Consider the following 14,862-nt stretch of genomic DNA (forward strand, 5'->3'; position numbering starts at 1 on the left):
ATTGCTAACCGCTACCGAGACGGCATGCTGCCTCCGATCCCCTTATGCCCATCGAACGTCTCAATTTCCTAGGCCTGCGTAATCTGGAAGCACTCGATATGCGTCCCGCGCCGGGGATCAATCTGGTGACCGGTGCCAATGGCAGCGGCAAGACCAGTTTGCTGGAAGGCGTGCACATGTTGGGGATGGCGCGCTCGTTCCGCACCCAGAAGCTCAAGCATGCGATTACCCACGACGCCGATGCCGTCACCTTGCACGGTCGTCTGGCGGGTGATCCGCCGGTGTCGTTGGGTGTTCGTCGGGCACGCGATGCTGCCGAGCTGGAAATTCGCCTCGATGGTGAGCGCGGTATACGGGTGGCGCGCTTGGCGGAAACGCTCCCCCTGCAGTTGATCAACCCTGATGCATTCCGCCTGTTGGAAGGTGCGCCTGCGGCCCGTCGTGAGTTTCTGGACTGGGGTGTGTTTCACGTGAAACATGAGTTCTTCGAGGCATGGCGGCGGGTGCGGCGCGCCCTGAAACATCGGAATGCCCTGCTCAGACATGATAGAATCGACCTGCGATCGATGCGTGTCTGGGAGCAAGAGTTGGCGCATTGGAGCGAACAACTCGACCTCTTGCGCAGCGACTACATGGCGCAATTCGCCAAGGCATTCGAAGCGACATTGCACGAGTTGTTGCCGCTTTCCGGTTTGTCTCTTCGCTATTATCGCGGATGGGATAAACAGCGTGGGTTGCTGGACGTGCTCGAAAACGGTCGAGATACGGATCGGCAAATGGGCTTTACCCAGCAGGGGCCGCAACGTGCCGACTTGCGCTTGCGCATTGGCAAGCGCGCTGCCGTGGAAGAGCTGTCGCGCGGGCAGCAAAAATTGGTAGTGAGTGCGCTGAAACTGGCCCAGGGGCGCTTGCTGGAGGAACTGACAGGGCGTACCTGCGTTTACCTGATCGATGACTTGGCTGCCGAGCTTGATGTTTCGCATCGGCGGATCTTTTGTCATTGGCTGGCGCGCTTGCACTGCCAGGTCTTTATCACCGGAGTCGAGCGCGATGCGCTCGCGAATGCATGGCAGTCGGAAACGGATGTCGCGATGTTTCACGTGGAACACGGGCGGCTGCTCACGGAATGACTTCACGACGGAGTAGGCAATGAGCGAACAAGCTTACGACTCATCGAGCATCAAGGTCCTCAAGGGCCTGGATGCGGTACGCAAGCGCCCCGGCATGTACATCGGCGATACCGATGACGGCACGGGCCTGCATCATATGGTCTTCGAACTGGTGGATAACTCCATCGACGAAGCGCTCGCGGGACACTGCAGCGAGATTCGTGTGGTGATCCACCCCGATGAGTCTGTCACCGTCAGTGACAATGGGCGTGGCATTCCGACCGATCTCCATTCGGAGGAAAATGTCTCGGCAGCAGAAGTCATCATGACGGTACTGCATGCCGGCGGCAAGTTCGATGACAATTCCTATAAGGTCTCGGGCGGTCTTCACGGCGTTGGCATTTCCGTCGTCAATGCGCTTTCCGAAGAGCTCAAGCTCACGGTGTGGCGCGCCGGTCAGGTGTATGAACAGATCTATCATCACGGTGTGCCCGATGCGCCCCTTGAGGTGGTGGGAAAGACCGAACAGAGCGGTACTCAAGTCAACTTCAAACCGTCGACCGAAACCTTCGCCAATATCGAGTTTCACTACGATATTCTGGCCAAGCGCTTGCGTGAGCTGTCGTTTCTCAACTCCGGCGTTGCGATCCGCTTGCTCGATGAGCGCTCGGGCGCGGAAGAGCTGTTTCACTATGAAGGTGGACTGCGGGCTTTCGTCGATCACTTGAATACCAACAAGGCGACGTTGAACCCCGTTTTCCATTTCGAAACGCAACGCGAAGATGGTATCGGCGTCGAAGTGGCGATGCAGTGGAACGATACCTTCTCCGAGAATATCTTCTGCTACACCAACAACATTCCCCAGAACGATGGCGGCACGCACCTGGCCGGCTTTCGGGCAGCCTTGACGCGTACGCTCAATCATTACATCGAAACCGAAGGGCTATTGAAAAAGGCCAAGGTAAATACTGCCGGTGACGATGCACGGGAAGGCTTGACGGCGATCGTATCGGTCAAGGTGCCCGATCCCAAGTTCTCGTCGCAGACCAAGGAAAAGCTGGTGTCGTCCGAGGTCAAGACGGCGGTCGAGCAGGAGATGGGGCGTCAGCTGGGCGACTATCTGGTGGAGCAGCCCAACGAAGCCAAGGCTATCGTCAACAAGATGCTCGATGCGGCGCGTGCTCGCGAGGCCGCGCGTAAAGCGCGCGACATGACGCGCCGTAAGGGTGCGCTGGATATTGCCGGGCTACCGGGCAAGCTGGCCGACTGTCAGGAGAAAGACCCTAGCCTGTCGGAGCTTTATCTGGTCGAGGGTGATTCGGCGGGTGGCAGTGCCAAGCAAGGCCGTGATCGTCGCACCCAGGCGATCCTGCCGCTCAAGGGCAAGATCCTGAACGTCGAGAAAGCACGCTTCGACAAGATGTTGTCTTCGGCGGAAGTGGGCACGCTGATCACGGCATTGGGGTGTGGCATCGGGCGTGAGGAATTCAATCCCGACAAGCTGCGCTACCACTCGATCATCATCATGACGGATGCCGACGTCGACGGTTCGCACATCCGTACGCTGTTGTTGACGTTCTTCTTCCGGCAAATGCCGGAGCTGATCGAACGTGGCAACGTGTTCATTGCCCAGCCACCGCTTTACAAGATCAAGCGTGGCAAACAGGAAACCTATCTCAAGGATGAGCAGGCGCTGACGGATTACCTGACCTCCACAGCACTGGATGGCGCACGCCTCTACGTCAATGCCGATGCGCCGGGTATCGCTAACGAGCATCTCGAGGCGCTGGTCAACGAATATCGCGATGTCATGCGGCGCATTGATCGTCTGTCGCGGGTCTATCCCAATCTCGTACTGCGCAAGATCGTGCACACCGCAAGGCTCGAGAGCGATAGCCTCAAAGATCGTGAGACCATGCAGCATTGGATTGACCATCTGCAACGCGAAATGGATGATCTCATCGCCTACGAGGGTGGCCCGCGCTATACCTTCCATCTCCAAGAAGACACCGAACGCGGCGTTTATCTACCCTGTGTAGCACTGACGGCGCATGGGGTGACGACCGACTACGTGTGGGGCGTCGATTTCTTCCGCAGCGCCGATTACCGCGCCATGACGACATTGGGCGAGACGCTGGATGGGCTGCTCGAAGAAGGGTCCTACGTGGCCCGCGGTGAGCGTCAGCGTTCGGTGGAGACCTTCTACGAGGCGCTGGAATGGCTGATGAGCGAGGCACAGCGTGGACTCAGCGTACAGCGCTACAAGGGCCTGGGCGAGATGAACCCCGAGCAGCTATGGGAGACCACCATGGATCCCAACTCCCGCCGGATGCTGCGCGTTTCCATCGAGGATGCCGTGGCCTCCGACATGATGTTCAACACCTTGATGGGTGACGAGGTCGAGCCACGTCGTGACTTCATCGAGCGCAATGCGCTAGTCGCCAATCTGGATATCTGACCCGGCTTCGCCGGGAGTCGGAAGAGCGGCGCTTTGCGCCTGGAAGCTGGAAGAAAACCGCCCCATGGCATTTGCCTGGGGCGGTTTTTTCGTTGGGTCGCTTTTCCGCGATGGATAGGCCGTAGGTGCGGTGTTCTGGGACTCTGTCACTGGTACTGGTGCCAGGGTTTCCCACTACTCAAGCAACCAGTTGGCGAAGTCGGCTAGATCGTCGAACAGTCGGACCTTGCTATCGATGATCAGTTCGGGATGCTTCTCCAGGGTGCGCCGCCCCTTGCCCGTACGTACCAGCGCGCTTTGACATCCTGCAGCGTCGCCGGCTTGTAAGTCGCGCAGGCTATCGCCCACCATCCAGCTCCCCTCAAGCGTATCCAACCCCAGTTCGTCACGAATATTTTCTAGCAGACCTGGCAGTGGCTTGCGGCAGGAGCAACCATCGTCCGGCCCATGCGGGCAATAGGCTATATAAGCAATTCTTCCGCCGACAGCGCTCACCAGCTCTTGCATCTTGGCATGCATCGCCTCGAGGGTGGCTACATCGAAATAACCACGTGCGATACCCGATTGATTGGTGGCTACCGCCACTGTCCAGCCGGCTTGCGACAGACGTGCAATGGCCTCGATGGCTTGAGGGTAGGGACGAAATTCATCGAGCGATTTTATGTAGTCATCGGAATCTTCATTGATGACGCCGTCGCGGTCGAGGATGACGAGTTGAGTCAATGGGGTCTCGGCTAGCAGGAAAACTGATGCCAATTATCACGGCTAAGCACGCTGGCTGCAAAAGCAAGCCATGTTTCACGTGGAACAATCCTTGGGCTACGGGCTACGGGCTACGGGCTACGGGCTACGGGCTACGGGCTACGGGCTACGAGGGAAGAGGGAAGAGGGAAGAGAATCCTTGGCGCCGAGTCTGGGCGTTGTGTTTCACGTGAAACATTTTAGCTGTTGCTCAGAGGAAGGCTCGTCTAGTGAGGAAGGCGAAGTATCGGTAGACATGATGTTCCACGTGAAACAAAAAAGGGTGGCCCGAACCAGGCCACCCTTTTCACTAACGCATATCTACTACCGCATACATGGTTATTGCTGCAGCTGGGCGATATCCGCGACTTCCAGGAACAGGGCCTGGAGGCTGGCCAGCAGGGCAAGGCGATTGCGGCGCACGGCATCGTCTTCGGCCATGACCATGACATCGTCGAAGAACGCGTCGACGGGGCCTCGCAGGCGTGCCAGCACATCCAGTGCCTCGCTGTAACGAGCAGCATCCAGCAGCGGGCGTACCGCCTTGTGGCACTGTTCGAGCGCTTCGCTCAGCGTCGTCTCGGCTTCGGCTTGCAGCAGAGAGGCATCCACGGTGGTCGAGCCGTCGTGCTGCTGCTTGGCGAGGATGTTCGAGACACGCTTGTTGGCCGCCGCCAGTGCTGCGGCTTCTTCCCGCTGACTGAAGGCATGCACGGCTCGAACCCGGCGCGCGAAATCGAGCGGCCGCGTGACCGGGCGAGAGCGCACTGCCAGATAGACCTCGACGGCGATGCCTTCGTCTTGAGTCCAAGCGCGGAAGCGGTCGAGCATGTAATCGAGCACGTCATCGACCAGGCCATCCGCCTTGGGTAGCTCGCCATGCTGAGCGGCGGCGAGTTCGAGCAGCTTGCGCAAGTCGAGATCGAGCTTACCCTTGATCAGAATGTTGAGAACGCCGATAGCGGCGCGGCGCAGAGCGAAGGGGTCTTTGGTTCCCGTGGGGCGCTGGCCGATACCGAAGATGCCGGTCAGTGTATCCAGGCGATCAGCTAATGCCAGGGCCAAGCCGGTCTGCGTCTTGGGTACATCGTCGCTAGCGAAGCGCGGCAGGTATTGCTCGTGAAGTGCTTGCGCGACCTCTTCCGGTTCACCGTCCTGGCGAGCATAGTAGGTGCCCATGATGCCCTGAAGCTCGGGGAACTCCAGCACCATCTCGGTGACCAGATCGCACTTGGCGAGCTGTGCGGCACGCTTGGCATGGTCGACGTCGCCACCGATCTGGCCGGCAATGAACGCGCCAATGGTCTCCATGCGCCGCGCCTTGTCACCCAGCGTACCCAGCGACTTCTGGAAAACGACGTTATCCAGTGCATCGCGCCGTGAGGCCAATGTCTGTTTGCGGTCGGTATCGTAGAAGAAAGCGGCATCTGCCAGGCGCGGGCGGATCACTTTCTCATTGCCCTCGATGACCTGCTGCGGTTCGCGGCTCTCGATATTGGAGACGGTGATGAAAGCCGGCTTGAGCCGGTCTTCGGCGTCGAGCAGGTGGAAGTACTTCTGATTGGCTTTCATTGACGAGATCAAGCACTCGGCGGGTACCTCAAGGAAGCGTTCGTCGAAGCTGCCGGTCAGGGCCACCGGCCATTCGACCAGGCCGTTGACTTCATCGAGGAGATCGTCGTCGATCACCGCCGTGGCGTCGTTGACCTCGGCCTCGGCAAGTACCTGCTCGCGGATGCGCTCACGCCGGCGGTCGTTATCGGCCAGCACGAAGGCGTTTTCCAGCACGTCCAGGTAGTCGTCGGCGTGCGCCAGTTCGATGGCCTGCGGAGCATGGAAGCGATGCCCACGGGTGGTGCGGCCGGCCTGGAGGCCGAGCACTTCGGCAGGTACCACATCCTGGCCGTAGAGCATGACCAGCCAGTGCACGGGGCGTGAAAATTCGAGCCTTGAGGCGCCCCAGCGCATGTTCTTGGGCACCGGCAGGGCGTTGACGGCACGCTTGAGAATGGCCGGCAACAGGTCCGTGGTGGCTTCGCCCGATTCCTGATAGCGATAGCCGAGCCAGGTGCCCTTGTCGGTTTCCAGATGGATCAGGTCCGCGACCTCGACGCCGCAGGAGCGCGCGAAGCCTTCTGCGGCCTTGGTGGGCTCGCCGTCCTTGAAGGCGGCGGCCAGGGCCGGGCCGCGGCGTTCTATTTCACGATCCGGCTGCTTATCGCCAAGCGCCTCGATGCTGACCGCCAGACGACGGGGCGTGGCGTAGGCACGCGCCACTTCGAAGGGAACCTCGGCCTCGGCGAGGCCATTGGCGATGCCGTCGCGCAGGGCATTGGCGAGGGATTCGATGGCGCCTGGCGGAAGCTCCTCGACGCCGAGTTCGACCAGTAGGGTATTGGATGCCATTCTTACGCGTCTCCCTCGTTGCTTTCTCGGCTCAGCAGTTCCTGGCGGATGGCCTCGGAGGCCATGGGGAACCCGGCTGCCTTGCGCGATTCGAAGTAGGCGTGGGCGACGTCACGGGCCATGGTGCGCACACGCAGGATGTAGCGCTGACGCTCGGTAACCGAGATGGCATGCCGGGCGTCGAGCAGGTTGAAGGTATGCGATGCCTTGAGTACGTGCTCGTAGGCGGGCAGAGGCAGCCCTGCGCCGAGCAGCTTCTGGCATTCACCTTCGTTGTGGTCGAAGGCGGAGAACAGATAATCGACATCGGCGTGTTCAAAATTGTAAGCCGACTGTTCGCGTTCGTTCTGCAGGTAGACATCGCCGTAGGTGACGGAGGAGCCGTCGGGGGCGTAGGTCCATACTAGATCGTAGACGCTGTCGACATCCTGCAGATACATGGCGATGCGTTCCAGGCCGTAGGTCAGCTCGCCGGTGACCGGATAACATTCGATACCGCCGGCCTGCTGGAAGTAGGTGAACTGGGTCACCTCCATGCCGTTGAGCCAGACTTCCCAGCCGAGCCCCCAGGCGCCTAGGGTAGGCGACTCCCAGTTGTCTTCGACGAAGCGAATGTCGTGGACCTGCGGATCGATGCCGAGACGCTCGAGCGAGCCCAGGTAAAGCGCCTGTAGCTCCAGGGGAGAGGGTTTCATCACTACCTGAAACTGATAGTAGTGCTGCAGGCGATTGGGGTTCTCGCCGTAGCGTCCGTCGGTGGGACGGCGCGATGGCTGCACGTAGGCAGCATTCCAGGTCTCGGGGCCGATGGAGCGCAGGAAGGTCGCGGGATGAAAGGTGCCAGCTCCGACTTCCATATCCAGGGGTTGCATGATTACGCAGCCCTGTTCGGCCCAGTACTGTTGCAGGGCAAGGATCAGGCCCTGGAAGGTTTTCACGTCTGGCGTCGACTGTGTCATTGGTGAAGTACCGTTGGCCCATGAATTCACGAGCCGCCAAGTATACAATTAGCGGTTAATCGGTTATAGGCACCATGACGAAAAGCACGCGTTCCGCGTGGGTGCGCGACTTGAAGGAATCGACGACATGATCGTAGTGACGGGCGGTGCCGGATTCATCGGCGCCAATCTAGTGAAGGCTCTCAATGCACGTGGCCACGAGGATGTGCTCGTGGTCGACGACCTCTCCGATGGCACCAAGTTCGTCAATCTCGCCGACTGTACGCTGGGCGATTATCTCGACAAGGATGATTTCCTCGCGCGAGTGAAGGCCGAACTGCGTGGCGAGCCGAGCGCCTTGCCGCCGATCGAGGCCATCTTCCATGAAGGGGCCTGCTCGGATACCACTGAGTGGGACGGCAAGTTCATGCTCGAGAACAACTTCGAGTATTCCAAGGCGCTGCTGCACTTCTGTCAGCACAAGCGGATTCCCTTTCTGTACGCGTCGTCGGCGGCGACCTACGGCGGCAGCGAAGTGTTCGTGGAGGCGCCGGAGCACGAGAAGCCGCTCAACGTCTACGGCTACTCCAAGCTGCTGTTCGACCAGTACGTGCGCGTCCACTGGGAGGAGTTCGACGCCCAGGTCGTGGGCTTCCGCTACTTCAACGTCTATGGTCCGCGCGAGCAGCACAAGGGCAAGATGGCCAGCGTCGCCTATCACCATCATAACCAGGTGAAACGTGGCGAGAACCCCAAGCTGTTCGGCGCCTGGGAAGGCTATGAAGCTGGCATGCAAAGCCGTGATTTCATCTATGTTGGCGATGTAGTGGATGTCAATCTGTGGTGCCTCGACAATCCCGAGGTGTCGGGTATCTTCAATCTGGGCACTGGTCGAGCCGAGCCGTTCAAGGCCATTGCCGAGACGGTGATCGATTATTACCAGACCGGCAAGATCGACTACATTGCCTTTCCCGAGGAGCTCAAGGGGCGCTATCAGAGCTACACCCGCGCAGATATCTCGCGCCTGCGTGAGGCAGGCTATGCGGCAGAATTCAAGACGGTTCGCGAGGGCGTCAATGCCTACCTGGATTGGTTGAATGGCTGACGACATCGCTACCGCCCCACGCCTGCTCGTCGTCGGCCCTTCCTGGGTCGGCGACATGGTCATGGCGCAGAGCCTGTTCATGACGCTCAAGGCACGCTATCCGGATGCCTACCTCAGCGTACTGGCACCGGGGTGGTCGTTGCCGATCCTGGCGCGCATGCCCGAGGTCGACGAGACCGTCGCGCTGGACGTCAAGCACGGGGAATTCGGCTGGACCACCCGGCGCAAGGTGGCGCGTACGCTCAAGGGCCGCTTCGATAAGGCGATCGTATTGCCGCGTTCCTGGAAAGCGGCGCTGGTCCCGTTCCTGGCCCGCATTCCCGAGCGTTTTGGGTTCCATGGCGAGCAGCGTTACGTGGTGCTCAACGCGCGCCGTCAGCTCGACAAGAGCGTGCTGGATCAAACCGTGAAGCGCTTCGTCTCGCTGGGCCTTCCCGAGGATGAGGCGCAAACCGGGGATTTTGCGATTCCTGCGCCGCGCCTCGAGGTAAATGCCGACGAACAACGCCGCTTGCGCGAGACGCTGGGGCTTTCTGAACGTCCCGCCATTGGGATGATGCCGGGCGCCGAATACGGGCCGGCGAAGCAGTGGCCGCTGGCGCATTTCCGTACCCTGGCGGAACGTCTGGTGGCCGAGGGCTTCGAGGTGCGGGTGTTGGGTGGCCCCAAGGATGCCGACGCCGGTGAGACGATCAGCCAAAAGCTGGACGGCGTGCATAACCTGTGCGGACGTACCAAGTTAACCGAGGTGGTGGATTTGCTCGCCGATTGCCAGCAAGTGGTCACCAATGACTCGGGGCTGATGCACGTGGCAGCGGCGGTGGGCACGCGGGTGCAGGCCATCTACGGCTCGTCCTCGCCGGCCTACACGCCACCGTTGACCGAGAATGTCGAGATTCACGATCTGTATCTGTCATGTTCGCCGTGTTTCGCGCGCGACTGCCCGTTGGGGCATACCAACTGCCTGCGCCAGCTCGAACCGGCGCGGTTGTTGGCGTCGATTCGGCACACTGCGCTCAGTTGACCCCTTCCCACATGTAGGTTTGCAGTGCGTCTTCCTCCGCCATGTGGTCGTTGATGGTCTCCAAGCCGTATTCTTCGACCAGCGTGGGGTCCTTGGCGAATAGCGAACGTCCTAATCCGGCGGCGCGTGTGTCTAGTGTAAACCCCATGGCTTCGAGTACCGTCGGATAGACATCGACCATCGACCCCATGCGCTGGATACGCTTGCCGGCGGGGACCCCATCACCCAGCATCATGAAGGTGTTTTCGCGCTCGGCATCGACCAGCTGTGGCCACTCCGAGTTCTTCATGCTCAGGTGGTCGCTGGAGATGACCACCAAGGTATTGTCGAGCAGGCCTTCCTGGTCGAGGCGCTGCAGGAAGCGGCGCACCAGCCAGCCTGTGCATTTCACCGAATAGAGGATATCGACGCCGTCGAACTCGCCCTGATGCTCCAGGCATGCTTGAGCCGGGTTGCCGAACGGCGGGTGGGTCGCCAGGGTCAGGGCGAACATGGCATAGGGCTGGCGATCGTCATTCTCGGCGAGCTTGCGGATACGCTGGGTGACCATGTCGAGCAGGGTGTCGTCGTAAAGGCCCCAGCCGTTGAGGTAATCCGGTGGCGTGACTTGATCCTCCAGCTCGTCGCGGCCCAACGCGCGATCGAAGCCGTGTCCCTCGTAGAATACCTTCTTGCCGGCGAAACGTGTGCTTGCGCCGCCCATGTAGGTGAGATCGTAGCCATTGGCATCGAGCAGGTCGCCGAGGCACTGAGTATGCGGAAGCACCTCGTCGAGCGGTTCGAACTGATTGTCATGTTTCAACCCGGCGGGGATCAGCGGCACGCCACATTGAGTAGCGACCATGCCGGCGGTCGTCCAGCCGGTATTGTCGAGCTGCTTGAGTCCCTCGAAGACGGTGCCGCGCTTGCCGAGCGCGGCGAGATCCTCATAGGCGTCGCCGAACGTGTCGCGGTCGGCGTAGGTCCGCTCGGTGCTCTCCAGATAGAGGTAGATGAGGTTGGGGCGTGTTTGCGGCTCGCTTTCAATGCTGGGTACACGGTAGTGATCGCGCAACCAATCTCCCTCGGTGACCACTGCGGCGCCGCGTTGCGAGAGGCCGAACAGCAGCGGATTGAAAGCCAGCAGAAAGATTGCACCGACACGCTCCCACAGCCGCCATCGGTGGTCGGCGCGCACCAGCCAGGTGAAGGCCATGAGCATGACGATGGCGCACAGGGTGAATATCACCGCGGCGAAGACGCGGCCTTCGCCGCCATGCTCGGTCATTCCCGCCTGCAAATGGAAGATCACCGCGCCCAAGTCTACCTTGCCGAAGCTATCGTCCAGGTACAGGTAGATCCACCAAAGGGCCAACGGAATCGACGACCAAGGCAAGATGCGTCGCGTGCTGGTGCGCTGCGCAGGATGGCCCCAGCGAAAATACCAGGCGATAGCGACCCACACCGCTGCGACGGGAAACAAAAACCAGTGACTGATGATGGTCAGCGTGGTGAAGAGATACCCCAGGCATAAGCCGAGGTAGGTAAGCACGCTCCAGCGGAGGGTGGTGGGTGACAGCTTCATCATAAGAACGCGTCCTTGTCTTTATGACTAGAGTATGACAGCGAAGACGCCGATCTGACTCATCGTTGCGGCAGTTGTTTGAGTTCGTAGAGCTCGTTGAGTTTGGCGTACTTCATGTAGGCATGAAACGCCGTGGTCAGTGCGACCGTTATGCCATCCATTCCCTGGAGCAGGCCACCCTTGAAGATCCAGCTTGCGCAGCATCGTGGCTGGGGCGTACATCAACGCTATATTACGGCTGAAAAATTATTTCGTCGCCTACATATCGGCTGACTGACACGCGTCGACGAGACGTTGATACAGTGCGAGATAGGCGCTGGCCATGGCGTCTGGAGTAAACGCCGATAGGCGTTGACTGGCGCTGATGGCCAACCGCTTCTGGCGTGCGGGATCTTCAAGCAATGCTTTCAAAGTGTCCGCCAGCGCGCCAGCATCGCCAACGGGTACCAGCATACCACTGACATCGTTCTCGATCAGATCAGGGATGCCGTCGACATCGCTGGCTACGATGGGCACGCTGTGATCCATGGCATCGAGTAGCGTTGAGCCAAGGCCTTCATTGCGTGAGGGAAAGGCGAACAGCGTCATGACCTCAAGGTAGTCGCCGACATTTGGATGAAAGCCTTCCCAGATGACGTTATCCAGATCCGCGCTCTCTTCTTTTAGCGCCTCGCCATCCTCGCCTTCGCCCAATAGAAGAAAACAGACGTGTGGATGTGTCGTACGTAGTTGACGCGCCGCATCTAGCAGTACTCGCTGTCCTTTGTGGCGATCCACCAGCGCCCCAATATGGCCGATCACGGTGCGGCCGGCAAAGCGTTTGCGCAGCGCTGCGACCTTGACCGGGTCACTTGGCTGGCCTGATAAAACGCTGGGAATTTTGGTCACTGGGCACCAGTTACGTTCGCGAAGATGGTCTTCGATGATCGATGAGATGGCCACTGACATTGCGGCGCCGCGATAGGTCATCCGATTGAAGTGTTTGGATTTGATCGGCTGAGGAACGCGGCGGGTGAGAATATAGGGCGTACCACGCAGCTTTTTCTCAACCCATGCCCAGTGTATGGCCTTGGCTTCGTGGGCATGAGTGAGGGTCGCCCTCGAGCGATGACAATGCCCGGCGAGAGCGTGGTCTGCATCGATGAGTTCGATGTCGAGGTTGCCCAGCGCGTCGCGCATCGGGGAGTCACGACGGCATACTAGGCTTTGCTCGATACCACCCTGATGTGTTGCCAGACGTGCTAGCGCCTCTATCAGTAGCAGCGTCTGGCGCTCGCCGCCACGAAAGCCACGGGCCAGATTGACGTGTCGAACATGCAACGAACGGTCTCCCATGCGCTCACCATACCCGGTCGAAATCTTCGGCGTTTAGCACCTGGGCATCGCGCTGGAACTCGAGCAGCTTGGCGTACTTCAAGTAAGCGTTGATGCCCGCCGACAGGGCCACCGAGACACCGTCGCTACCCGCTAGAAAGCCGGCCTGAAACAGGTACTTGCGTACGAAAGCGTTGGCGCCATGCAGTGTCGGTGACAACGCATTGGCACGCTTGCCCTTGAGGTACATGATCTTGGCGGCACGATTGGAAAAACGTCCGCTGGCCTTGCTGAAAAGCTCGCCGAGGTTGGCAAATGAATAGTGCTCGAGATCGGCATCCAGGCGCTGAGGGGACTTCGCCTGGACGGAAGCATGTTGACGACTCTCGGAAAAGCCTGTGCGATCGCGATCAAACAGTCGAATGCAGTAATCGGGATACCAGCCACAGCGCCGGACCCAGCGGCTACCAATGAAATTGCGCCGGCGTAGCGCGTAAGCATCGTGCTTGTCGCTTTCGAGATTGAGTGTCTTGATGGCGATGACCGCTTCTTCAGTCAGGCGTTCGTCGGCATCTAGCGACAGTACCCAGCGATGAGTCGCGGCACGCGGACCCACGTTTTTCTGCGGCCCATCCCCCAGATAGGGTTGATGAATCACGCTGGCGCCCAACGCTTCGGCGCGGGCGACGGTATCGTCATGAGAGCCAGAGTCAATCACTATCAACTCGTCGCAGATTCGGTTGAGCGATGTCAGACAGGCATCTATGTTGTCGGCTTCGTTGAGCGTGATCACTACGCCAGTAATGGCGGCCATGAGCAGTCCTGATTCTTTGATGAAGAGATGTGTCTGATAGCGCCACAGGACATATTGTAGCGCTAGTCATGGTGACATCGACACGGCTAGCGATAGAATCGACGAAACCATTGCATCGCTTCAAACACCGCTGGCGAAAACTCGGCGCCCTCGACCGGATTGAGTTGGCGGTCGACGATCTTCCACTGACCGGTGCCATAGACCACGGTGATGCGATTCGGTTCGATGATGCCGTAGTCGATGTAGCTACTGGACTGGACCCAGGGATGATCGATATCCGGCTAATGGGCGGCATCAGCCGGCACGTCATAGCCGTGTGGGGCATCGTAGAACAGCATGCCGAACCACGGCGACGCGTCTTTTTGCTCCTCCTGATCGCGCCACTGCAACCAATCCTCGGTCATCTTCCGGTCCCGACTCGCAGGTGGGCTACCTGGTGTACTCAATCGCAGCGGATCGACCGACGAGAAAATCATGCCATCGAAACCGACGCCATCGAGGCTGGCCGAGGAGGAGATGCCCAGCGCGCCTTCAACAATAGCGCCAACGATGCCTCAACGTATCTTGCATGGGAAAGCTTTACTAGGAGCCACTGGGAATGTGTCGGTAGCCATTCATGATGGCGGCGAAAGCGTGTTCTGCAGTTGCAGGTGAGAAACGAAAAAGTGAGCGCTTGAGGCGTGCCAGGTTGGCCTCTTGCCAGCGGCCTGGGGTGCGCAACCGGCAGCGATCGAAATCGATCAGCCATATCCGGTCATTGGCATCGACGAGCAGGTTGCGGGCGTTGAGGTCGACATGGTCGAGGCCAGCGTCGTGAAAACGGCGGATAGTGGCGCCAACGTCAGCGAGCAGTTCAGGCGTCATATCGGTCAAACGTTCCGCCAGTGCCTGACTATCAGGCAGACGCTCGGTCATCAACGCCGCGTGGTACGTCATCCTGTGTTTAACGACAAGCGCGGCGACAGGGGCCGGGACCGGCAGATTTTGCTTGAAGAGATAATGTGTCAGCCGCATTTCCTCAAATGCCCGGGTGTTTTCCAAACCCCTCCATAGGTAGTCCATTCGACTTATCTTGGCCGCCATTCCACCACGTCGGTATGGGCGCAAAACCCAATCGTTGCCGTCGACAGAGAGAAATTGGCTCGCTCCGCGGCCCGGCGCTGTCCCGGTCACTAGACCTCGCTGGACCCATGCCTGCGGATCGAGCCATGCTTCGCCGAAAGGAGGTAGAATCGGCTGCTCAGGATGAGAGAGACGCGCCCGATCATATAAGATGTACGATTCCCGATGGTGATGGGTCGATAATGGCATGACCAATCCTTGACGTTGGACCGTAGGGTAAACCGTAGCTAGCCAGTGGCATGTTAGGCACAAATCAGCGCCACAGGA

General features: G+C 59.6%; 12 protein-coding genes. 4 read left to right on the forward strand and 8 right to left on the reverse strand.

Features of this window, described 5'->3' with window-relative positions; genetic code table 11:
- Positions 1-44: 44 nt before the first annotated feature.
- Both recF and gyrB read left to right on the forward strand, forming a co-directional pair.
- A complete protein-coding gene (recF, locus tag L1073_RS06585; protein ID WP_246897785.1) occupies positions 45-1,130 on the forward strand; it encodes a DNA replication/repair protein RecF in 1,086 nt (361 codons plus the stop codon).
- Positions 1,131-1,149: 19 nt separating this feature from the next.
- Positions 1,150-3,567 (forward strand): DNA topoisomerase (ATP-hydrolyzing) subunit B, encoded by a 2,418-nt coding sequence (gyrB, locus tag L1073_RS06590; protein ID WP_246897787.1) that lies wholly within the window; start codon positions 1,150-1,152, stop codon positions 3,565-3,567.
- A gap of 174 nt (positions 3,568-3,741) precedes the next feature.
- On the opposite strand, the gene gmhB is transcribed toward gyrB, so the two are convergent.
- The 3 genes from gmhB to glyQ all read right to left on the reverse strand — a co-directional run bounded on the left by gmhB (position 3,742) and on the right by glyQ (position 7,673).
- Entirely contained in the window at positions 3,742-4,290 is a 549-nt protein-coding gene (gene gmhB / locus L1073_RS06595; protein WP_246897789.1) for a D-glycero-beta-D-manno-heptose 1,7-bisphosphate 7-phosphatase, read from the reverse strand.
- A gap of 357 nt (positions 4,291-4,647) precedes the next feature.
- Positions 4,648-6,714 carry a glycine--tRNA ligase subunit beta gene (gene glyS / locus L1073_RS06600; RefSeq protein WP_246897791.1) on the reverse strand — a complete coding sequence of 689 codons (2,067 nt, stop codon included), beginning with the start codon at positions 6,712-6,714 and terminating at the stop codon, positions 4,648-4,650.
- A gap of 2 nt (positions 6,715-6,716) precedes the next feature.
- Positions 6,717-7,673 (reverse strand): glycine--tRNA ligase subunit alpha, encoded by a 957-nt coding sequence (gene glyQ, locus L1073_RS06605; protein ID WP_246897792.1) that lies wholly within the window; start codon positions 7,671-7,673, stop codon positions 6,717-6,719.
- A gap of 127 nt (positions 7,674-7,800) precedes the next feature.
- On the opposite strand from glyQ, the gene rfaD reads away from it, so the two are divergent.
- Together rfaD and waaF are read left to right on the forward strand one after the other, a co-directional pair.
- Complete coding sequence (gene rfaD / locus L1073_RS06610; protein WP_246897794.1) at positions 7,801-8,757, forward strand: ADP-glyceromanno-heptose 6-epimerase; 957 nt, start codon at positions 7,801-7,803, stop codon at positions 8,755-8,757.
- Positions 8,750-9,781 carry a lipopolysaccharide heptosyltransferase II gene (waaF, locus tag L1073_RS06615; RefSeq protein WP_246897796.1) on the forward strand — a complete coding sequence of 344 codons (1,032 nt, stop codon included), beginning with the start codon at positions 8,750-8,752 and terminating at the stop codon, positions 9,779-9,781. Before rfaD ends, waaF begins: the two co-directional genes overlap by 8 nt.
- On the opposite strand, the gene L1073_RS06620 is transcribed toward waaF, so the two are convergent.
- The 5 genes from L1073_RS06620 to L1073_RS06635 all read right to left on the reverse strand — a co-directional run bounded on the left by L1073_RS06620 (position 9,774) and on the right by L1073_RS06635 (position 14,784).
- A complete protein-coding gene (locus tag L1073_RS06620) occupies positions 9,774-11,348 on the reverse strand; it encodes a sulfatase-like hydrolase/transferase (RefSeq protein ID WP_246897797.1) in 1,575 nt (524 codons plus the stop codon). The two genes, waaF and L1073_RS06620, sit on opposite strands and share 8 nt — an antisense overlap.
- Before the next feature lie 255 nt (positions 11,349-11,603).
- On the reverse strand, positions 11,604-12,680 hold the full coding sequence (locus L1073_RS06625) for a glycosyltransferase family 4 protein (protein WP_246897799.1): 1,077 nt from the start codon (positions 12,678-12,680) through the stop codon (positions 11,604-11,606).
- Between the two features lie 4 nt (positions 12,681-12,684).
- Positions 12,685-13,473, reverse strand: coding sequence for a glycosyltransferase family 2 protein (locus L1073_RS06630; protein ID WP_246897801.1), 789 nt, complete (start codon positions 13,471-13,473; stop codon positions 12,685-12,687).
- A gap of 281 nt (positions 13,474-13,754) precedes the next feature.
- Positions 13,755-13,877: a hypothetical protein gene (locus L1073_RS17195; protein WP_281506004.1), complete on the reverse strand. Its 123-nt coding sequence runs from the start codon at positions 13,875-13,877 to the stop codon at positions 13,755-13,757.
- 178 nt (positions 13,878-14,055) lie between these two features.
- Positions 14,056-14,784 (reverse strand): 3-deoxy-D-manno-octulosonic acid kinase, encoded by a 729-nt coding sequence (locus tag L1073_RS06635; protein WP_246897803.1) that lies wholly within the window; start codon positions 14,782-14,784, stop codon positions 14,056-14,058.
- Between the last annotated feature and the right edge of the window lie 78 nt (positions 14,785-14,862).

Source organism: Chromohalobacter nigrandesensis (genome assembly GCF_023061285.1).
Taxonomy (GTDB): Bacteria; Pseudomonadota; Gammaproteobacteria; order Pseudomonadales; family Halomonadaceae; genus Chromohalobacter; species Chromohalobacter nigrandesensis.